17 protein-coding genes, 1 tRNA gene, 1 pseudogene and 1 riboswitch are annotated in these 21247 nt (G+C 57.5%); of the genes and pseudogenes, 18 read left to right on the forward strand and 1 reads right to left on the reverse strand.

Annotated elements, in window-relative coordinates:
* Window positions 1-10: 10 nt before the first annotated feature.
* The 16 genes from ACYUCQ_RS14815 (at window position 11) to atzF (ending at window position 19634) form a co-directional block, all read left to right on the forward strand.
* On the forward strand, window positions 11-3139 hold the full coding sequence (locus ACYUCQ_RS14815; RefSeq protein WP_460255326.1) for a YhdP family protein: 3129 nt from the start codon (window positions 11-13) through the stop codon (window positions 3137-3139).
* 80 nt (window positions 3140-3219) lie between these two features.
* Window positions 3220-3969, forward strand: coding sequence for an electron transfer flavoprotein subunit beta/FixA family protein (locus ACYUCQ_RS14820; protein ID WP_460255327.1), 750 nt, complete (start codon window positions 3220-3222; stop codon window positions 3967-3969).
* A 1-nt stretch (window position 3970) separates the two neighbouring features.
* The gene (locus ACYUCQ_RS14825) at window positions 3971-4906 is read left to right on the forward strand and encodes an electron transfer flavoprotein subunit alpha/FixB family protein (RefSeq protein WP_460255328.1); all 936 of its coding nucleotides are present in this window, start codon (window positions 3971-3973) and stop codon (window positions 4904-4906) included.
* A 1-nt stretch (window position 4907) separates the two neighbouring features.
* Window positions 4908-5783, forward strand: a complete 876-nt coding sequence (locus ACYUCQ_RS14830; protein WP_460255344.1) for a 3-hydroxybutyryl-CoA dehydrogenase — start codon at window positions 4908-4910, stop codon at window positions 5781-5783.
* Between the two features lie 61 nt (window positions 5784-5844).
* A tRNA-Met gene (locus tag ACYUCQ_RS14835) sits at window positions 5845-5919 on the forward strand.
* Between the two features lie 398 nt (window positions 5920-6317).
* Window positions 6318-6494 carry a hypothetical protein gene (locus tag ACYUCQ_RS14840; RefSeq protein WP_460255329.1) on the forward strand — a complete coding sequence of 59 codons (177 nt, stop codon included), beginning with the start codon at window positions 6318-6320 and terminating at the stop codon, window positions 6492-6494.
* A 15-nt stretch (window positions 6495-6509) separates the two neighbouring features.
* Complete coding sequence (locus ACYUCQ_RS14845) at window positions 6510-6749, forward strand: hypothetical protein (protein ID WP_460255346.1); 240 nt, start codon at window positions 6510-6512, stop codon at window positions 6747-6749.
* A gap of 332 nt (window positions 6750-7081) precedes the next feature.
* A riboswitch (guanidine-I (ykkC/yxkD leader) is annotated at window positions 7082-7188 on the forward strand.
* 125 nt (window positions 7189-7313) lie between these two features.
* On the forward strand, window positions 7314-8264 hold the full coding sequence (locus tag ACYUCQ_RS14850; RefSeq protein WP_460255330.1) for a metallophosphoesterase family protein: 951 nt from the start codon (window positions 7314-7316) through the stop codon (window positions 8262-8264).
* A 36-nt stretch (window positions 8265-8300) separates the two neighbouring features.
* The gene (locus tag ACYUCQ_RS14855) at window positions 8301-9896 is read left to right on the forward strand and encodes an APC family permease (protein ID WP_460255331.1); all 1596 of its coding nucleotides are present in this window, start codon (window positions 8301-8303) and stop codon (window positions 9894-9896) included.
* Between the two features lie 5 nt (window positions 9897-9901).
* Window positions 9902-10651, forward strand: a complete 750-nt coding sequence (locus ACYUCQ_RS14860) for a hypothetical protein (protein WP_460255332.1) — start codon at window positions 9902-9904, stop codon at window positions 10649-10651.
* 15 nt (window positions 10652-10666) lie between these two features.
* Window positions 10667-12034, forward strand: coding sequence for a type III glutamate--ammonia ligase (gene glnT / locus ACYUCQ_RS14865; RefSeq protein WP_460255333.1), 1368 nt, complete (start codon window positions 10667-10669; stop codon window positions 12032-12034).
* 3 nt (window positions 12035-12037) lie between these two features.
* On the forward strand, window positions 12038-12994 hold the full coding sequence (locus ACYUCQ_RS14870; RefSeq protein WP_460255334.1) for an alpha/beta fold hydrolase: 957 nt from the start codon (window positions 12038-12040) through the stop codon (window positions 12992-12994).
* The gene (locus ACYUCQ_RS14875) at window positions 12982-13764 is read left to right on the forward strand and encodes an urea amidolyase associated protein UAAP1 (RefSeq protein ID WP_460255335.1); all 783 of its coding nucleotides are present in this window, start codon (window positions 12982-12984) and stop codon (window positions 13762-13764) included. Before ACYUCQ_RS14870 ends, ACYUCQ_RS14875 begins: the two co-directional genes overlap by 13 nt.
* A complete protein-coding gene (locus tag ACYUCQ_RS14880) occupies window positions 13761-14381 on the forward strand; it encodes an urea amidolyase associated protein UAAP2 (RefSeq protein WP_460255336.1) in 621 nt (206 codons plus the stop codon). The genes ACYUCQ_RS14875 and ACYUCQ_RS14880 overlap by 4 nt, the downstream gene beginning before the upstream one ends.
* On the forward strand, window positions 14381-17857 hold the full coding sequence (locus ACYUCQ_RS14885; protein WP_460255337.1) for a 5-oxoprolinase/urea amidolyase family protein: 3477 nt from the start codon (window positions 14381-14383) through the stop codon (window positions 17855-17857). Before ACYUCQ_RS14880 ends, ACYUCQ_RS14885 begins: the two co-directional genes overlap by 1 nt.
* A 4-nt stretch (window positions 17858-17861) precedes the next feature.
* Window positions 17862-19634, forward strand: coding sequence for an allophanate hydrolase (atzF, locus tag ACYUCQ_RS14890; protein WP_460255338.1), 1773 nt, complete (start codon window positions 17862-17864; stop codon window positions 19632-19634).
* 194 nt (window positions 19635-19828) lie between these two features.
* On the opposite strand, the pseudogene ACYUCQ_RS14895 reads toward atzF, so the two are convergent.
* Window positions 19829-19997, reverse strand: a pseudogene (locus ACYUCQ_RS14895) (transposase); the annotation flags it as partial.
* Between the two features lie 169 nt (window positions 19998-20166).
* Between ACYUCQ_RS14895 and tnpA the strand changes: the two are divergent.
* Together tnpA and tnpB are read left to right on the forward strand one after the other, a co-directional pair.
* Window positions 20167-20673 carry an IS66-like element accessory protein TnpA gene (gene tnpA, locus ACYUCQ_RS14900; RefSeq protein WP_460255345.1) on the forward strand — a complete coding sequence of 169 codons (507 nt, stop codon included), beginning with the start codon at window positions 20167-20169 and terminating at the stop codon, window positions 20671-20673.
* Window positions 20670-21068, forward strand: a complete 399-nt coding sequence (gene tnpB / locus ACYUCQ_RS14905) for an IS66 family insertion sequence element accessory protein TnpB (protein WP_460255339.1) — start codon at window positions 20670-20672, stop codon at window positions 21066-21068. The genes tnpA and tnpB overlap by 4 nt, the downstream gene beginning before the upstream one ends.
* Window positions 21069-21247 lie beyond the last annotated feature (179 nt).

Consider the following 21247-nt stretch of genomic DNA (forward strand, 5'->3'; position numbering starts at 1 on the left):
TGATCCTTCGATGAGCAAGCGTCTGCGTCAAGCCGGGCAGGTCATGGGCGCGGTGTCGCATCACACAGCGCGCAGTGTAGGGACGTTTTTGCTGGTCATGTTGCTGGCCTTTGGCGCGGCATCCTGGCGATTATCGCGCGGGCCGGTCGCCGTTCCACTCCTCGCGGGGCGCATCGCGAACGCCGTCTCGGCGGCTCTGCCCGGCACAAAAATCACCATCGCGCGCGCGGCTTTGGCGTGGGAGGGGTTTCATCGGGGCGGCGCACCGCTCGATTTGCGGCTCTCCACCATCACGCTGCGTGCCCCCGGCGGCAGCACCCATGGCACGATTTCGCATTTGCGGGTGACGCTCAGCCCGCTTGCGCTCCTGCGCGGACGCATCGCCCCGATCGACATCATCGCCCGGCGCACCCGCGTAAGCCTGCGCGCCCCGTCTTTGGCCCTACCCAATGCCAAACCCAACGCCAAAACCAACACCAGCCGCCCGGCCGCCGCCGCCCAGCCTATCGCCGCTGCCCCGCCCGTCGCCGCTGCCTCCTCGCGCCATGCGCTCGATTTATCGGCCCTGCGCCGGATCAAAATCGAAAATGCGACGATCCAAATCGGTGCGGACCAAGACCCAATCGCGCTGGCCGCCAGTGGCGCGAACCTGCAAGTGACTCGCACCGCCGATGGCCAGGTCTCCGGCAGCGCGGTGGCGATTTTTACCCATGGCGCCACCCAAGCGCGCGTGCAGATCGCGGTTGCTGCGCGCGAGGGGCGCGGTCAGGTGACCGCCATGCTCGCACCGGTCAATCTCGCGCAGTTGATGCCCGATGATGCGCCCTTGGCACGGTTCAATCTGCCGGTTTCAATCTCGCTGCGCTGGCCCATCGGCCCGCAGCGCCGCGCATCGCCGGTCATGGCCCGCGCTTCGCTCGGCGCGGGGAGCATCACCCTTGATGGCAGCGCCATCCCCATCGCGTCCGGCACGCTCGCGGCGCGCTTGGCGGGCGGATCGCTCCGCTTGACGAGCGCGCATATTATGCTCGCCGCGCGGGGTGGCGTAGCGCCGATTGTCACCGGCACGGGTCACCTCGCTTTGACCGGCACCGAGGCGGGGGCGCTGCATTTGGCGGTGGATCATGCCGCAGCACCTTCCTTGCTCGCCTATTGGCCAAAACATTTCATCCCGAATGTGCGGCTGTTCGTGCAGAATCGGATACCCGCCGGGCAAGCGAGCCAAGGCACCGTGACTTTGGGGTTTGAACTTGCGCCGACCGTGCGGGTCACCCAATTTGAGGGCGGATTTACCGCCCATGCCCTGACGCTCGATTGGTTTACCGGGGCGGCGCCGATCACCGATTTGCGCGGCACGCTTCATATCGATAATCCCGATCAAATCACCATCCGCGCGCAATCGGGCCAACTGGCCGGTGCGGCGCTCCACGGTAAAATGCTGATCACCGGACTGACCCAACCGCGCCAGTTGGCCACCATTACCGCTGATCTGGCCGGCCCGCTCGCACCGGCGATCGCGGCACTCGATCAACCACCCTTATCGCTCGCCCGCCGCGCCGTGGCTTTTACCGGCGCCACCGGCAATTTCACCGCGGCGATCAAAGCCGACTTGCCGCTGGTCAAGCCGTTGAAGCTTAGCGATGTTGCCCTGACCGCCTCGGTTGATCTGAGTGGTGTGGATTGGGCGCCCATTGCCGGGCTGCCGATCCAGCAGGGGGCTGCGCATCTTGATGTGGATTTGCACCATCTGGCGTTGCACGGCACCGGCCTGGTGGCGCGGGCGCCGACACGGTTTACCGCCCGGATGAATTTGCCGGCGGGCACCTTCCGGTTGCAGGCGCATTCGGCCTTGAACCGGGTTTCCGCGCAAAAACTCGGCTTCCCCGCCGGCTATTGGCGGCACGGCACGGCGCCGCTGGCGCTCGCCTATCAAACCAAAGCCGGGGCGGGTGCGCTGGCGCTGACGCTGGATTTGACCCAGCCCAGCTTGGCTATTCCGGCCCTCGGTTGGCACAAAAAGACCAATCAGCCCGCCGCCGCGCTGCTTGGCCTTGCGTTTCCAGCCCATCACCCGCTGCGGATCACCCGCCTCAGCGCCCAAGCGCCATCCTTGCGGATTGATGCCACTGCCGAGGGCGGATCACTGCATCTTCAACGCCTGCGGATCGGCGCGACCCGCGCCCATGGCCAACTCACCCCGCCTTTGCATGCCGGGATGCCGTGGCAGATCCGCCTGCGGGGCCAGGCGCTCGATTTAACCCAGGCGATCGGGCAGAGCACGCGCACGGCCGAAGGCACACCTACGGGCCAAAGCGCAGCCTCTGGCAAAAGCGCAGCCTCGGACAGCAAGACCGGCGCGCTCTGGCATGTGAACGCGCAATTTGACCAAATCCGCCTCGCCCCAGCCCCGGCGCCCGCGTTGAATGCGGTTCAGATCAACGCGTTTGGCACCGGCGCTGGTCTTGATGCGCTGACCGCGACGGCCACCCAGAGCAACACCATGCTTGATCTCCGGCGGGCCGGTGCCGTGCTCAATGTGCGCCTCACCGCGTCGCATACCGGCGCTCTGCTCGCGAGCCTCGGCGTCGGGCATCTCATTCTGGGTGGTGATCTCAGCCTCATCGGGCAATGGGGGGCGAAAGGGTTGGATGGCCGGGCCAGCTTGAGCGCATTTCGCATCCCGCATGCGCCGATCATGGGAAAAGTCCTGCAAGGCATGACCGTCTACGGCCTTGGCGATGCAACATCCGGCCCCGGCCTTGCCTTCACCCGCCTGGTCGCGCGGTTGCGCTTGGCGAAGGGCGTGCTGATTGTGGCCCGTGGCCGGGCCTTTTCCGGCTCGCTCGGCCTGACAGCGGCCGGGCAGATCGATCTCACGCATAAAAATTACGACATCGATGGCACAATCATTCCGGCCTATGCGTTGAACACGCTCCCCGGTAAAATCCCGCTGCTTGGCAAGCTATTTCGGCCAGCCAAAGGCGGCGGCTTGTTTGCCGCGCATTATGCGCTGAGTGGCCCGTTTGCCAAACCATCCTTCAGCGTCAATCCGCTCGCGGCCCTCACGCCCGGCGTACTGGGCCGGGTTTTTAACGCGGAACCGCCAACCCCTTCCGTAAACGTCAGTAAACATCCGTAAGCATTGACTTGCCTCTTGCCCTTCAATAGACCATCCCCATTCCCACGGTACACGCTCATCAACCAACCAACGGTAGTCCCATGAAATTGCTGGTTCCTGTCAAACGCGTTGTTGACTACAATGTGAAAATCCGGGTCAAATCGGACAATTCCGGCGTCGAGCTGGCTGGCGTCAAAATGTCGATGAACCCGTTTGATGAAATCGCCGTCGAGGAGGCGGTGCGCCTGAAGGAAAAAGGTACGGTCAGCGAGATCATCGCGGTCTCGATGGGTGTGTCCGCCTGCCAGGAAACGCTGCGCACCGCGCTGGCGATGGGGGCTGATCGTGGCATTCTGGTGGAAACCGATATCGAGCTGCAACCGCTCGCCGTTGCCAAATTGCTCAAGGCGCTGATTGACCGCGAACAGCCGCAATTGGTGATTATGGGCAAGCAGGCGATTGACGATGATATGAACGCCACCGGCCAAATGCTCGCCGCCCTGCTCGGCTGGCCGCAAGGCACATTCGCCAGCAAATTGACGATTGAGGGCGATCAAGCCACCGTGGTTCGCGAAATTGATGGTGGTTTGGAAACGCTCTCGCTCAATCTGCCCGCCATCATCACCACCGATTTGCGCTTGAACGAGCCGCGCTATGCGTCACTGCCCAACATCATGAAGGCGCGCAAAAAGCCGATCGAAACGATCAAGCCCGCTGATCTCGGGGTTGATCCCACGCCGCGCCTGACCACGCTGAAAGTGGTTGAACCGCCCAAGCGCCAAGCCGGTATCAAGGTCAAAACCGTGCAGGAACTCATCGAGAAACTGCGTAACGAAGCGAAGGTGATTTGAGATGTCGCAAATTCTGGTTCTGATCGATCATGATGGCGTCAGCATCAAGCAACCGGCCCGCAGCGCCATCGCGGCGGCGGCGCAGCTCGGCACCGTGCATGCCTTGGTCGCTGGTGAAAATGTCGGCCAAGCGGCCCAAGCAACGGCAGGCGTTGCCGGCGTGGCCAAGGTGCTGGTGGCGGATGGCCCTGGCTACGCCCACGCGCTCGCCGAACCGCTCGCGGATTTGCTGCGCCGCCTGGCCCCTGAGTACAGCCATATTCTCGCCGCCTCGACCGCGATTGGCAAAAACGTGATGCCACGCTTGGCCGCCTTGCTGGATGTGCAGCCGATCAGCGACATCGCCGCCGTGATCGATGCGGATCATTTCGTCCGCCCGATCTATGCCGGTAATGCGATGGCCACGGTCAAATCATCCGACAGCAAAAAAGTGATCACCGTGCGCGCCGCCAGCTTCGATCCCGCGCCCGCCACCGGCGGTGCCGCGCCGATTGAAACCATCGATGCGACGGCGAGCAGTGCAACCTCGCGCTTCGTCAGCGCCGAACTCTCCAAGAGCGAGCGCCCGGAATTGACCGCCGCGAAAATCGTGATTTCCGGCGGGCGCGGCATGCAAAATGGTGAGAATTTCACCAAATTGCTCGATCCGGTCGCCGATAAGCTCCACGCCGCCGTCGGTGCCTCGCGCGCGGCGGTGGATGCCGGCTTCGTGCCGAACGATTATCAAGTCGGCCAGACCGGTAAAATCGTCGCCCCTGATTTATATATCGCGGTCGGTATTTCCGGCGCCATCCAGCATCTCGCGGGTATGAAAGATTCCAAAGTCATCGTCGCCGTCAACAAAGACGAAGAAGCACCGATTTTCCAAATCGCCGATTACGGCTTGGTTGGTGATCTCTTCACCATTCTGCCCGAAATGGAGAAGGAACTTGGCTGATATGACCCTCAACACCGTCGGCGTGCTCGGCGCCGGGGCGATGGGCAATGGCATCGCCCATGTCGCGGCTTTGTCGGGTTTGAATGTCGTGCTGGTGGATACCGCGCAGGCGGTGCTTGATAAAAGCCTTGCCACCATGGCCAAAAATCTTGAACGGCAAGTGCAGAAGGGCACGATCGATCAAGCTGCCGAGCAAGCCGCGCTGGCGCGGGTTAAAGCCGCCACCACCCATGACGCGCTCAGCCAATGTGACATCGTGATCGAAGCGGTGCCCGAGCGCGAGGAAATCAAGCGCGCGGTCTATGCGCAAATCCTGCCGCATCTCGCACCCCACGCGATTTTGGCCTCCAATACATCGTCGATCTCAATCACCAAACTGGGTCATGCCACCGGCATCGCCGATCGTTTCGTCGGCATGCATTTTTTCAACCCGGTGCCGGTGATGAAGCTGGTTGAAATCATCAGCGGCTTGGCGACCAGCCCGGCCACCCTCGGCGTGGTCGAAGCCCTGGCCCAGCGCATGGGCAAAACCACGATCATGGCGCAGGATTTTTCCGGCTTCATCGTCAACCGCATTTTGGTGCCGATGATCAACGAGGCGATTTTTGCCCTCCATGAAGGGATCGGCACCATCACCTCGATCGATCAGGGGATGAAACTCGGCGCCGCACACCCGATGGGCCCGCTGACCCTCGCCGATTTCGTGGGCTTGGATATCGTGCTGGAAGTGATGAGCGTGCTCCATGAAGGGCTCGGGGAGGATAAATATCGCCCCTGTCCGCTATTGGTGAACTATGTGGCCGCCGGCTGGCTCGGCCGCAAATCCGGTCGCGGCTTCTATGATTATTCAACAATCCCGCCCACGCCAACCCGCTGACCGCACACGTTGACTTCATCCAACCGGGCCTGTATCCCGCGTCATCATTAAGTTTCTCTCCGGCGGCGTAGCTCAGTGGTAGAGCAGGGGAATCATAATCCCTTGGTCGGTGGTTCAAATCCGCCCGCCGCTACCAAATTTTATAAATTTTTCCAATGGTTTGCGTCGATTTAATAGTTTCCCTGTCTCTGATATTGGTTTTTCGGGGTCCCATTGGGATCCCGATCTCAGCGAACGATGAGTTCGTGGGACCCAGAGTGTCGCCCCACCGATTGAGGTGGCCGGGGATCGGGACCTGTGTGGGACCCAGAACGGCTGGACGTCGGTATACACGCGACGCCGGACGATTAAATCTGGACTGCGTGCCAATTCATACGAAGCTATCCCTTATGACAAGACGAATAATCCGTTGGAAGCGGCAGGGTGGCACCTCACCCTCCGATCGTATCGTATGGATCGACGTCCGGAAGTTGGACGGAGCGTGGAAACTCGGGGACCGTTCTTTCTATCTCGGATGGGGCGGTGGAGAGATTGATGGCATTCACGAACGATATGATCAATTTGGACAGTGGCTCTTTGAAACTCACGATTACGTCGAAATGCCATTTGTCGGTGCGACTGCGCTGGGCGGAATTAGCTTCGTGGGTGGACGGCACCGCTTTGCATGACTTCGCTGACGGCGGCTTCGTTGTTGCAGACGCGCTTGGGTGATGAAGATTTGCGGCGGTGGGCGGGTTAAAATTCCGCATTGGTGTGCATACCGGGCCGGCGGAATTTCGGGATGATGATAATTTTGGCCTGACTTTGGGGCGCACCGCGCGGATTATGGCGGCGGGGCATGGCCGGCAAATTCTGGTCTCGGCGGCGGTGGCGGCAGCGGGCGGCGTGCCGGAACCTTATGCGCTGCAGAGCCTGGAGACGCGGACGCTACATGACGCTGGAAACCATCGCCAGTTTATGCGATGAGCGCGTCATCAAACTGCTCGCAGTAGCCGCCAGATAACATCGGCCAACCCAGCCGGAGAGCGCGATGAGGTAGCCAATCTTACACCACGCCTGGCAACGCGATCTGCTTGTTTGCTTGGTCTCAAGGAATGCAACTGATGACCGCATCCAGACTCCTAGACAACCCAAAAAATTAGCATATCAAAATAGCAATTATTGATTTGATGATAATTTAATCATATCTCTGATCATTTTTTATTCATTTCAATCACAAAAGGCATCGGGCGCCTAACTAATGTCTTTTTTACCGCTGCGAAGCGGGTCAATTTCATTTGGCATGCGATTTGCTTCGAGCAGTGTGAGCTAGGGTTCCGACCAAAAATTTTGGTGCTGGTCCGAGAGCTTCAGCCATTGGGGGAGAAATTCCAATGGTACACGGCGGGATAAAAGCCCGGGAGAGCGTTTGATGCGAGGATCGCGTCGGGCTTCTCCGGTTCGTGGTCCTCGTTTGGTCAGTTGGTCGATCAAAGCGAGGTTTCGTATGCAGGATCGCAAACATCTCTCCGCCGAAGCCCGGTGCCACTCATGAGCGCGCCATATAAGTTATTCTACGCATCCGACATCCACGGATCGGAGAAGTGCTTCCTTAAATTCATCAATGCTGGCAAATTTTACAAAGCCGACGCGCTTGTGCTCGGTGGCGATATCACTGGTAAAATGGTCGTGCCACTTATTGCACGCGGCAAAAACTGGACCGCGCGTTTTCTCGGCCGCGATTTTATTGCGGAGACACCCGCTGAATGTGCCGAAATTGAGAAAAATATTCGCATGAACGGGTTCTATCCAGTCATCATGGAACCCGAGGAATACGCACATTTTCAAAGTGATGAGTCCGAACGAAGCAAAATGATGGACCGCGTTGTTCTGCAAGCAATGCAGCGCTGGATCCGTATCGCCGAGGAGCGCCTACGTGGCACGGGCATTCGGTGCTGCATGAACGCCGGCAATGATGACGACGGCTATATCGACGAGGCGCTGAGGCAGTCGGACGTGGTTGAGAACCATGACGGAGGCGTTACTGATCTGACTGATCAAGTGCAGATGGCCGTGTGTGGCTACTCGAACACAACCCCGTTCGACAGTCCACGCGAGATGCCTGAGGCACAACTTGAGGCACATATCGAAACGATTATCGCTCAGTTGAAATCACCACGAGACGCGATCTTCACTCTCCATGTACCGCCCTACAATACCGGCATCGATGTTGCCCCGCTGCTGGAAGATGGCAAGGTTGTCACAAAGGGCGGACACACGGTCATGACGGCGGTGGGCTCGACTGCTGTGCGGAGCATTATCGAGCGACACCAACCTATGGTTGGTCTGCATGGTCATATTCATGAATCGCGCGGAACCAAACTCCTTGGTCGAACGCTTTGCATCAATCCAGGCAGCGAATATTCCGAGGGGGTGCTGCGTGGCGTGCTCCTCAGCTTCAAAGGCACCAAGCTGGTGGGCCATCAACTTGTCCAAGCCTGAGTTTTTTCTTTCAACCCAAACCGACCAGGAGTTATTATGACCGCCAATTTCGCGAGAAAAGCTACGGGGCTGGTTCGACAGGCCGGCGCGAAGGATGTTTTTATCTATAACGTCAACTTTATCAATATCGCCATCGGCGTTGCATTCATGTTTCTTTTCATGCCCAACGGGTCTTATCCGGGTGTGAATATTTATATATCCACGCTGCTCTGCACCTTATTTGTGCTGCCAACATCGTTAGTCTATGCGATGTTTGCCTCAGCCATGCCACGCTCTGGCGGCGAATATGTGTATGTAAGTCGTGCCACCACACCATTATTCGGTTTCGTAGCAAGCTGGAACTATACAATATGGTGCTTCTTCTATATCGGCGTGCCTGCCGCATTTCTTGGCAAATACGGCATCTCTGCACTGTTCCGCGAGCTCGGCGTTAGTTTTGGATCATCTGCAATGACCACCTGGGGCAACTGGTTCAATACGCCGCTCGGGACAGCCCTCACCGGCACTGCCTTGATTATCGCCTTTGCCATTGTCTTTATCTATGGCGTCGCACTCTATATGCGCATCCAAAATCTGCTTTTTATTATCGCAAGTATTGGGCTGGCGATCACCGCTGTCGTGTTGCTCAGCCATAGCCCCGCATCGGCGCTGACCGCTTTCAATCACTACGCCGCCCATTTCACTGGAAAGCCTGATACCTATAGTGCGATCACCGCCAATCTCGGCAAAAACGCAGTTACTATTACACCGTTCAGCCTCAAGCAAACGATGATCTCCATGACTTGGCCGTTCACCGTTCTCGGTTTCTCCATTGCGTCGGCGTATATCGGTGGTGAAATCAAGGGCGCCAATCGCTCGCAAATGATCGGTATGCCGGGATCACTGTTATACTCGTCGGTTTGGCTCCTGGTCATTTCGTTCGTCGCGCTACATGCTTTTGGATTTACCTTTCTAGGCAATGTGGCGGCCGTCGATCCGACAAAGGTCAATCTTGGATTCACCCCCACCTTTTCAGAGCTAGCCGCATCGCTCACCCACCATGTTTGGCTAGTGCTGATAATCGGCGTGTCCTTCGCACTCTGGACCTATACGTGGCTACCCATTTACATCCTCACCGCCACACGGAATATGTTAGCTTGGGCTCTCGATGGTCTCGCCCCTGGCAAAATTGCCGAGGTCAATGAGCGCACCCATTCGCCGCTGATCGCGATCGTGGTGTCCGCGGTTCTTGGGACCGGCTTCTTGTGGCTCTATGCCTATGACAGCGCCTTTTCCACAATCTCCGGATTCTTTGGTCAAGTCTGCGGAACCTTCATCTTGACCTCAATCGGTGCGATACTATTTCCTTACACGCAAAAGGACATGTTCGAAGCCTCACCCGTCGCGTGGCGTGTTGCCGGGGTCCCACTTCTTTCAATCCTCGGCGTACTCAGCCTCATTGGCATGCTCATCATCGCCTGGGCATTTCTGAACGACCCGCAATCAGGCATTAGTTTTTCGCAACCCTTTATGCTCTATGTCAATCTAGGCGTTTTTCTATCTGGCTTCGCCTATTTCTTCGCTACCAAGTTCCTGCAAGCCCGCAATGGCGTGGATATCGGCCTGGCTTTCGCTGAAATTCCGCCAGAGTAAGCGCGATGAATGAGGTCACCGAACATGACGTGATCAACTCGATTGCCGCCCAAGGAGGCACTGCGCGCCTTCTGGGCGGCCGAGCGATCCATGCGGTTTGCGGGGACAGTCTCCCCCCCGCCCTCCGCCGCCCGTCATTGGATATCGATTTAGTCATCAATAGTCGCTCGCGAAAAGCGCTCAAGGCTGCGATGGCCGAATTAGGTTGCACACCATCCCATGAGTTCAATTTGTTAAACGGCAAGGAGCGAATGATATTTCATGCGGGCGCGATCAAGATCGATATTTTTATAGATCTCTTTCGCATGTGCCATACGCTCAATCTAGCGCACCGACTAGAATTGCATCCTCTGACCCTTTCGCCTGCAGATCTACTTCTAACAAAGCTCCAAGTAGTCCATGCCGAACGCAAGGATTTATCCGATACCGCAGCTCTACTTTTAGCCTGCGGTCTCGGCCCTGAGGCGTTGGGGGCCATTGATACCAGTTATATCGCCAAAATACTCGGTAATGACTGGGGTTTTTGGCGCACCGCCAAGGGCACCCTACAAACACTGGATACGCGTGCTGACGAGATTTGTGGCGAACCTGATCTAGCCGCCGCACTGCGTCGACACATTGTGGAATTGCTGAGTGTTCTGGAAACTGCGCCGCGGAGCCTTTCGTGGCGCATGCGTGCAATCATTGGCGAACGAACTCCTTGGTATGAAATGCCAGAAGAGCCTGAAACCGACCATCTACCCACCACCGCATAAACCACTGGATATTCCATGAATATTTCCACTCCAGCCGCTGCTCCTAGCGGCGCTGATGCGAACGCCTTGGCCGCTGCGGGCGTGCGCTACTGTGCCGCCTCATATGTCGATATGCATGGCGTGTCGAAGACGAAAATGGTTCCTATCGCCCATCATGCGCAAATGCTGGGTGGCTCTGAGCTTTTTACCGGGGCGGCGATGGATGGTGTGCCTCAATCCGTCCATGATGATGAAGTCGCGGCCGTGCCTGACCCCGCCTCCTGCAGCATTCTGCCATGGAAGCCAGAAATTGCTTGGTTTGCATCAGATTTGCGATATCAGAATAAACCGTTCGAAGCCTGTTCCCGCAACATTCTTAAACGGCAACTGGCCCGCGCAGACCAATTAGGCTTACGATTCAATCTGGGCATTGAGGCCGAGTTCTTTGTCTTTAAGAGCTTAGAGACTGGTGGCTTCAGTCCATTGTCTACCCGCCAGCATCTTGCCAAACCCTGCTATGATCTGTCCCGCCTACTCGATAATTTTGGTTGGGTCGACGAGCTAGTTAGCGCCATGAACAAACTCGGCTGGGACGTATACTCGTTCGATCATGAAGATGGAATTGGCCAATTCGAAATCGATTTCATGTATGCCGATGCTCTGACCATGGCTGATCGTTACACGCTTTTCCGCTTTATGGCTCAACAGATCGCGGCAAAGCATGGTGGTTTCGCCAGCTTTATGCCCAAACCCTTCTCTGATCGTGCCGGTTCTGGCGCACATCTGAACATGTCACTCGCTGACCTGACCACGGGCACCAATCGCTTTGCCGACGCCGATGATCCCCGTGGCTGTAAGCTCGGGGCGCTGGGCTATCAATTCATCGCCGGCGTTCTCAAACATCTCCCTGCGATTTGTGCCGTCGTGGCGCCGACCGTGAACAGCTATAAACGTTTGGTCAAGCAAGGTTCTGCCTCAGGTTTCACCTGGGCGCCCGTGCTTTGCTGCTATGGTGATAACAATCGCACCAATGCCCTGCGTATCCCGCTTGGCGGTGGGCGGGTCGAATTGCGCGCGGCTGATTCCGCATGCAACCCATATCTAGCGGCCGCGATGGTGCTCGCTGCTGGCCTAGAAGGCATCGAGCAACATCTTGACCCCGGCGCACCAAATATTGAAAATATGTATATGAAATCAGCTGCTGATCTCAATGCTCTGGGTATCGAGACGTTGCCGGGTAGCCTCGTCGACGCGCTAGACGCCTTTTCTTCAGACCCTCTCAGTAAGACGGTATTCGGCTCAGCCATGTTCGATGCTTGGCTCTTATACAAGCGTAATGAATGGGCCGATTATGTTTATCACGTTTCTGATTGGGAATATAATCGCTATCTACGGTTCTTTTAACCAATGCAGATTGGTCAATTCACGTTGCGTGTTGGTGTATTAGATCAAGCGCAGCTCACTTTCGCGACCTGGGGGCAACTTAACGCCGATGGTGACAATGCGGTGCTATTACCGAGTTACTTCACTGGCACCCACACGCATTACGCGCCTTTGATCGGCAGGAATAGGGCGCTAGACCCCGAGAGATATTTCATCGTCGCGCCGAACATATTCGGCAACGGCGTTTCGACGTCGCCAAGTCATGGAGTTGCTTGGGCCCCAGTTACCATTGAAGATAATATACATGCTCAGCATCAATTACTGCGTAATTTGGGTGTGGAACATCTTAGATTGGCGGGGGGTTGGTCAATGGGGGCGATGCAGGCATTACATTTTGCCATGCTCTATCCGTCCATGGTGACATCCGTGGTCGCGATATGCGGCACTGGCTTTTGCTGGCCCATCAACACTGCTTTCTTGCGTGGTATTATGCCGATCCTTGAATCGACCGGAACCGCCGGAGAACAATTAGCCCTCGACCTGTTCGGCCGCGCCTATTGCGGTTGGGCTTACTCCGCCGCTTTTTTTCGAGATGGTCTCCATCGCAACCTCGGTTACGCCAGCATCCAAGCGTTACTCGATAACTGGGCACAGGAGCACCAACGGCATCGTGCATTGGACTTGCTCGCCGTGCTCCATGCCTGGGCGAATACCGCCCGCTCCCCGGCTTCTGCCCGCGCCGCCCTTAGTCAGATCACCGCATGCTGCTTTATCGTTCCGTGCGACACTGACTGTTACTTTACCGTTGAGGATGCAATTTTTGAAGCCAGCGCGATCCGACATGCCGTGCTGCAACCGTTGACGTCACCTTATGGTCATTGCGCTGGTGCGCCTGGTCGGTTCTCCGCCGAGAGCACCTATATCGAGACAATTTTTTCCAGGGCTCTTTCTCAAACCGTGAGTAAACCATGCTTGATCTAGATAATCTGACTCCAGCGCAATATCGCTCCCGCTATGAAAATCTTCAGGCGCGAGCCCGAGCACGTGCTGCGTTACCCCATCCGGAAGCGAAGTTTGCCCATATTCCAGTATCCGCGATTATTCGATCTGATACGCTACCGCCGGGTGCTTATGACTATTTTGCCATTCCCCGTGGCGCTGCCCTCCGTATTACTAATCTAAGTGGCACACCCGGTTCCGCCCTGTTTCTTTGGAACGCCGATGATCCATCGGAACGCTACAATGCGGGAGACACCATGAAGCTTCAATGGACGACCAGACTAACGACTGGACGCGTTTTATTCTCAGACATGGGACGCGTTCTTGCGTCGATCATCGCCGATACAGGATCAGGGCACGACACCATCATCGGCCCAAATACGCCGCTACAAACGAGTGGAACCAACGGTCGTGATAATATCCGTAACGCGGCAGCCAAATTCGGATTGTCGCGGCGTGATGTTGCCCCCGCCATCTCGCTCTTTTCTCCAGTTGCGGTCGATGCCGATGGCTGCGTGCGTTGGCAGGGCAACCCCCCACCCGGGGCACAGGTGGATCTCCGCGCCGAAATGAATTTGCTGATGGTCTTATCGAACACCCCACACGCGCTGAGTCCGGAACAAGTTTCTAGCGGTCCAATCAGCTACACCGCATGGCACGCCCCCGCAGCGGCCACTGATGATATATGCCGTCATTTCACCCAAGAAGCAGAGCACGGTTTTACCAACACTGATCGAGTTTTTGTCCCATGACCCGTATCATCTCCGATGTGATCGTGCCGGCCCGCGCCCCCTATTCTGCCATATTACAAGTTGGCCAAGTGATGCGCATTATCGATTTAGAATCGCAGCAAGCGGTAGATGCGTTGTTCTACAATGCCGATGATCACTCAGAGCGATATTCGGCACAGGACACATTGGCGGCTCAAGCGGCAGCAAATGGGCGCTATGATCTCACAACCGGCTCGGTTTTGCTCTCCAACGAACTGCGTCCGCTCGTGAAAATCGTTGCCGATACCTGTGGTTTCCACGATACGTGCGCGGGAGCCTGTTCATGCGAAGCGAATACAGTGCGATTTGGCCACGAGACCCGTTTCATGCACGCTTGCCGCGAAAATTTTTTGCGCCTAGCCCTGAAACATGGCATGAGCAAACGCGATATTGTAGCCAATGTTAATTTTTTCATGAATGTGCCCATCCGCCCGGATGGCGAACTGACCGTCGATGATGGGGTCTCGACACCAGGTGGTTATGTTGAGCTGGAAGCTATGATGAACACGCTTGTGCTAATTTCGAATTGCCCGCAGGTTAATAATCCCTGCAATGGCTTTAGGCCGACGCCGATTCAGATTATCATTAGCGATCGTTAATGTTCAAGAAAATCCTCATTGCTAATCGTGGCGAAATCCTAGCGCGCATCTGCCGCACCCTGCGCGCCATGAATATTGCCTCGGTGGCGGTCTATTCGGATGCAGACCGCTTTGCCCCCGCCGTGCTCTCGGCGGATGAGGCCATCCGTATCGGTCCTCCCCCAGCGGCACAAAGCTATCTGAATATTGAAGCGATCATCGCGGCCTGTCACCAAACCGGCGCCGAGGCTGTGCACCCGGGCTACGGCTTTCTCTCTGAGCGGGCAGAATTTGCCGCGGCGCTTTCAGCAGCAGGCATCACCTTCATCGGCCCGCGTCCTGACCAGTTGCGCGCCTTTGGCCTCAAACATACGGCTCGGGAACTGGCGGCCCAAGCCGCTATCCCACTCTTGCCAGGCACCGGTGTGCTCGGCGATTTGCAGCAAGCATTGCGGGAGGCTGAGCGGATCGGCTATCCGGTCATGCTAAAAAGCAGCGCAGGCGGCGGCGGCATCGGTATGATGCTATGCGAAAATGCCTCTGTACTCGCGGAACGCTTCGCCGCCACTGCGGGTCTCGCCGCGAATAATTTTGGCAACGCGGCATTGTTCTTGGAAAAATACCTTACGCACGCCCGTCATATCGAAGTTCAAATATTTGGCGACGGCGCGGGCGGTGTGGTTGCGCTCGGCACACGAGACTGCTCGCTGCAGCGGCGCAATCAAAAAATAATCGAGGAAGCGCCTGCGCCAAACCTATCGGAGTCCACACGCGTTGCTCTGGAACAAGCTGCAATCTCTTTGGCCCGATCTGTCCGTTATCAATCGGCCGGAACAGTTGAATTTATCTATGATGCGCAATCGGAGAAATTTTACTTTCTGGAGGTCAATACCCGCTTGCAAGTGGAGCATGGGGTCACTGAAGAAATCTATGGCGTCGATTTAGTGCGTTGGATGATCGAGCAGGCGGCTGGCGTATTTCTATGTCCTCCCGCGCGGACACCTCGCGGTGCAGCGGTCGAAATGCGACTCTACGCCGAGAACCCGACCGAGAATTTTGCGCCCAGCGTTGGCACCCTGTCCGCCTTCAACCCTGGTGCTGGGCTGCGGGTCGACTCCGGCGTTGAACCCGGAAGCGTTGTCACGCCTTATTACGACCCGATGTTAGCAAAATTCATCGCCACCGGCGCGACCCGCACCGACGCAGTAGCTCGGCTGCAAACTGGTCTCGCGCAAACCATAATCAGCGGCGTCGAAACCAATCTCGGTTACGTGCAAGCCGTCCTAGATGTACCAGATTTCCGGGCGGGCACCATGACCACGCGCAGTCTGCTCCAATTTGACCACACACCGTTAAGTGTCGCGGTTTTGGAGGGCGGTGCACAATCCAGCCTGCAAGCACTGCCAGGGCGGATTGGCTACTGGGAAATCGGCGTGCCACCCTCTGGCCCAATGGACTCACGTAGCCATCGTTTGGCCAATGCCATACTCGGCAATCAACCGACCGCAACGGTTTTGGAAATGACCCATACCGGACCGAAGCTTCGCTTTAACACCGAGACCATTATCGCTTTGACTGGCGCCTGCATGGCCGCAAAGTTGGATAACAGACCCGTGCCGCTTTTCACGCCTGTTCCGGTCGAACCAAGACAGATTCTTACACTCGATAGTATCACCGGGCCCGGACAACGCGGCTATCTTGCCGTCAGTGGTGGCTTCGCGGTCCCGGAATATCTGGGTAGCACTGCCACCTTCATGCTTGGTGGCTTTGGTGGACATAATGGAGGTGCGTTGCAGGCTGGCGATACATTACACCTCAACCCTCCCGTTCGGCTACCATTGACCCAGCCCTCAGATCGCCCGCCGCTCACCCATAAATGGGAATTAAGCGTGCGCACGGGTCCGCACGGCGCTCCAGATTTTTTTACTGAAACCGACATTGATTGCCTTTTCGCGAGCGCTTACGAAGTTCATCACAATTCAGCCCGCACAGGCATTCGGCTGATCGGCCCTAAGCCGAATTGGGCCCGACCTGATGGCGGCGAGGCTGGTCTTCATCCGTCAAACATCCATGATACCGCCTACGCCGTCGGCGCGATCGACTTCACCGGCGACATGCCGATTCTGCTCGGTCCAGATGGTCCATCGCTGGGTGGCTTTGTCTGCCCTGCCGTTGTAACCCACGATGATCTATGGAAACTCGGTCAACTAAAGCCTGGTGACACCGTGCGGTTCGTTCGCCATGATGATGAACCGGCGATCATCGAATCTCGAGAGGGTACCGTAATCCGCCGTGCCGGCGATGAAAATATCTTGATTGAATTCGGCGAAATGAAACTTGATTTTGCCTCGCGGCTGCGCGCCCAAGCCCTACGCGATGCCCTTGACGCCGAGCGTGTCCCCGGCGTGATCGATCTGACGCCCGGGATCCGATCTCTGCAGGTGCATTTTAATTCGGCCATTACCAACGTCACTAAAATCACCTCTGCGGTAGATGCTATTTTACCGCATCTGCCTGCACCGCAAGACATGGTGGTCCAGGGGCGCACTTTGTATTTGCCTCTTGCTTGGAACGATTCGCAAACGCGCCTTGCGATGCGCAAATATCAGGAAACAACCCGCCCGGACGCCCCGTGGTGCCCCGATAATATCGAATTCATCCGGCGCATTAACGGCCTTGATAGTCTCGACGCGGTCAAGCGTATCATCTTTGATGCGTCCTATGTGGTGCTGGGCTTGGGTGATGTCTATCTCGGCGCGCCAGTTGCAACCCCCTACGATCCACGCCACCGCCTGGTCACTACAAAATATAATCCGGCACGCCCGTGGACCCCACAGAACGCGGTGGGCATCGGCGGGGCCTATATGTGTGTTTATGGTATGGAAGGGCCTGGCGGTTATCAGCTGTTTGGTCGTACCATTCAGGTTTGGAATACCCATCGCCGCACGGCCCCGTTCGAATCACCATGGCTTTTGCGTCATTTTGATCAAATCCGCTTCGTCGAGGTCTCCGAGTTAGAGCTGCTTGAGTTGCGCGAGGCTTTTCCCCATGGGCGCTACCAGCCGCGCATCGAGCCTACGGAATTTTCGCTTCGTGCCCATCTCGATTTCTGCGCTGACCACCGTGAGAGCATCGCCGATTTCCAACGTCGCCAGCGCAAAGCGTTCGAAGCGGAGCGGGAGGATTGGATTACCAGAGGGCTAGACAGCGTCGAAGAACCTGACCTACCGTCACAGCCAGCCGGGATTGAGTCCGCCGAAAACGCACTGCCGCCGGGCGCCCGCAGCTTCGCCGCCCCTGTTCCAGGCAGCGTGTGGCAGATATTGAAAGCGCCAGGCGCGCACGTGACCGTGGGCGAGCCACTCATGATCCTAGAATCGATGAAAATGGAGGTGCGAGTCACCGCGCCAATCGCTGGGGTGCTGGCCAGTCTAGCCACCATCCCAGGGCAAGCTGTCCGTGCCGGCCAACGGCTTGGCATTATCCAGGCGGAATGACATCGTGATACCCCATCTCTTAGAAATCCAACAATTACGCGCCGCCTTTTCCGCCGGACTAAAACCCGAGGAGTTGATTGACACACTCTATGACCGGATCGCAGCCTACTCCGATCCCGCTGTATTTATCGCATTGGTGCCGCACGCCGAGGCCCGTGCTGCTGCGCGAGCCGTCAATCCATCACTGCCGCTGGCAGGCATTCCATTTGTAGTGAAAGATAATATCGATGTCGCAGGCATGCCGACCACCGCCGCGTGCCCGGATTTTGCTTATACCGCCCTGGTGGATGCCACGTGCGTTGGACGGTTGCGCGCCGCCGGGGCTATTCTCCTGGGCAAAACCAATCTGGACCAATTTGCCACAGGGCTAAACGGCACGCGATCACCTTTTGGAGCACCACGTTGTGTGTTTAACGCCGATTATATCGCTGGCGGGTCATCTTCAGGCTCGGCCGTTGCTGTCGCCGCTGGACTCGCTGCCTTTTCGCTGGGCACTGACACCGCCGGATCTGGGCGGGTGCCTGCCGCCTGCAACAATATCTTCGGACTCAAGCCCAGTATTGGATTAATCCCGACGAGGGGTGTCGTCCCTGCGTGCAAAAGCCTTGATTGCGTTTCGATTTTCGCCAACTCCCCCGCAGACGCGGTGGCCGTGCTGGCCGAAGCTCACGGCTTCGACCAGACCGACGCCTATTCCCGCGCCGCTCAAGCTGTCGCCCTACCACTTCAACCAAAACTTGGCATTCTTGCCACTTATCAACGCGACTTCGTTGGCGATGACGACGCGGCTAAACTTTATGAAGCAACGATCCAGCACGCGATCCGATTGGGTTGGGTTGTGCAACCGATCGACTATACGCCATTCCGTGCCGCTGCATCGCTGCTCTATGAAGGTGCCTTCGTCGCGGAGCGCCTAGCGGCCATTCGTGATTTTTACCTCAGCCATCCAGCCTCTTTCGACCCGACCGTGAGGGCCATTATCAATGGCACCCAAAAATTCTCGGCCGCCGACCTGTTTGCCGACATCCATAAACTACAAGCGCTGCGTCAGATCACAAAAACTGAGATGTCCAAGGTCGACGCATTGCTCTTGCCCACGGCTCCCACGACGTTCACGGTCGAACAAATGCTTGCGCACCCCATCATCAATAACTCAACGCTTGGCCTTTATACCAACTTTGTCAATCTGCTCGACCTCGCCGCTATTGCCCTACCAGTTGGCTTCCGGCCTAACGGGCTGCCGTTCGGCGTCAGTTTAATCGGTCCAGCATTTTCCGAAGCCTCGCTCGCCGCACTTGCCACATCCCTTCACACCGCAGTCTCCGGCAGCGTCGGGATTAACCGCACGCGCACTCTGGCAACGTCCGCAGCGCAGGCGCCTGGTACGGTAACACTCGTGGTCGCCGGTGCTCATCTGAGTGGGATGGCGCTTAATCACGAGCTTACTGCCCTTGGAGCAACGTTGGTCTGTGCCACCAGAACCGCCCAGGATTACCAACTTTTTGCGCTCCAAACCACACCGCCCAAGCCGGGCCTGGTCCATCGGCCCGGTTTTATCGGTTCGGGAATCGCGGTCGAGCTTTGGTCACTCTCCCCGGAGAATTTTGGGCGGTTCGTCGCCGCGCTGCCTGCACCTATGGGCATAGGCCGGGTAACCCTAGCCGATGGCACGACCCATCCAGGCTTCCTGTGCGAGACTTACGCACTAGACCGCGCGATAGATATTACCGCCTACGGAGGCTGGCGCGCCTTTCGCGATATCGATGCTGGTGAGTGAACGCTAATCCGTCGTCCGTGAAGAACGCTGATTTCAGGCAGATTGGGTCTCCGGATTGCGTTGAATGACGGTCTGGATGAAGGCGCAAAGAGGGGTGATCTAGGCGATCAGGAGGCGGAAGTTGTAGCCGATTGCGGCGAGCAGGGCGTTTGCGGGGTCACCGGTGCGGCCTTTGAGATGTGAGCTGCTGCCCCAGGAACCAGCCCTAGATAGCCCATAAGCTGTCGTGGCGAATCAAACCGGCGCAGGTCACCAACCTCGACCATGAATGATAGTGGCAGCCGTCACGAGTTGCACGTCCCGAAGAGCCTGCAAAGCCTCCAAAGCCTCCACTATCGGCACCAAAGACCATTTTGGCACTAACCCGTGTGCTCCGCCAACGATGCGTCTGTCGTAATTAATACGCTGACATGAGTATCGTCGGCCCCATGATCGCGTCTGACTGCGAAGCCGTCAGCCACCTGCTGGCGTAAGCGTTGTTTCTCTGACCTTGTTGGCGTGAGTCGATGTGATGCCGATTTTGATCGGCATGATGCAGGAAGAATTGAATGAGGTTTTTGACGGGGCACCAATAGCGAGCACTCCTACGAGCGCTCGTAGGAGTGCTCCGATTGAGCGTGTTGAGGTGATCACGCGTGGCGCGCGGCGACGATGGTCGATGGTTGAGAAGCAGGCGATTGTCTCGGAGAGCTTGGAGCCGGGTGTTGTTCGGGCGGAGATTTGTCGGCGTCACGACATCAGCAGCGGTCAATTGAGCACGTGGCGCCAGCAATGCTGCGTTGGTGTGCGCGATAATGCTGGTGCTGTTGTGCCGACCTTCGCCCGTGCGATGGTAATGCCGATGGTTCGGGGTTCTGAACGTATGGCCGATGCGGAGGAGCGAACGACAGCGCCGACGCGTGAGCGGCGATCACGGGATCGAGCCCGCTCGGGCGCGCAGATCGAGATCGCGTTGCCGGATGGTGCGATTATCCGAGTTGGCACGGCGGTTGATCAGATGGCGTTGGCCCGGGTTCTGGCGGCGCTAAGGGATCAATGATTGCGCCTGGATCGGGCGTTCGGGTGTATCTGGCTTGTGGCCGGACTGACATGCGCAAAGGGATGGATGGTTTGGCCATGCTGGTCCAGCAACATTTTGCCGGGAATCCGTTCGATGGTGCGGTGTTTGCATTCCGCGGGCGCAAGGCATCTCAGATCAAGTTGATCTGGCATGACGGTGTTGGGTTCTGCCTGCTGACCCGGCGGCTGGAGCGCGGTGGTTTTCCATGGCCACAGAGCGGTGCCGCGCTGATTTCCCTGTCACCGGCACAGCTGGCGACGCTGCTTGAAGGGTGCGAGTGGCGGAGGCGGCGAAAGGTTCCGCCTGCGAAGCAGGTGGAAAGCCGCCGGAGGTGGGCGCCGGTTCGCAGTCTGCGCCCGGAGATGGCTGGCTGATACCGGTGTAGGAGAACGCGGAATAATCATTCGGATAGGCGTCGATCACGCGAGAGTCATTGGCTTTATGCCTTGATTTTTGCCATAATCGCTTTGTGCAAATTGACCCTGCATCCCTGCCCGACGACCCGGCGATCCTCCGTGAATTGGTTGCCAATTCAGAGATCGAGATTACCGGC

Source organism: Acidiphilium sp. MT5 (assembly GCF_054767495.1).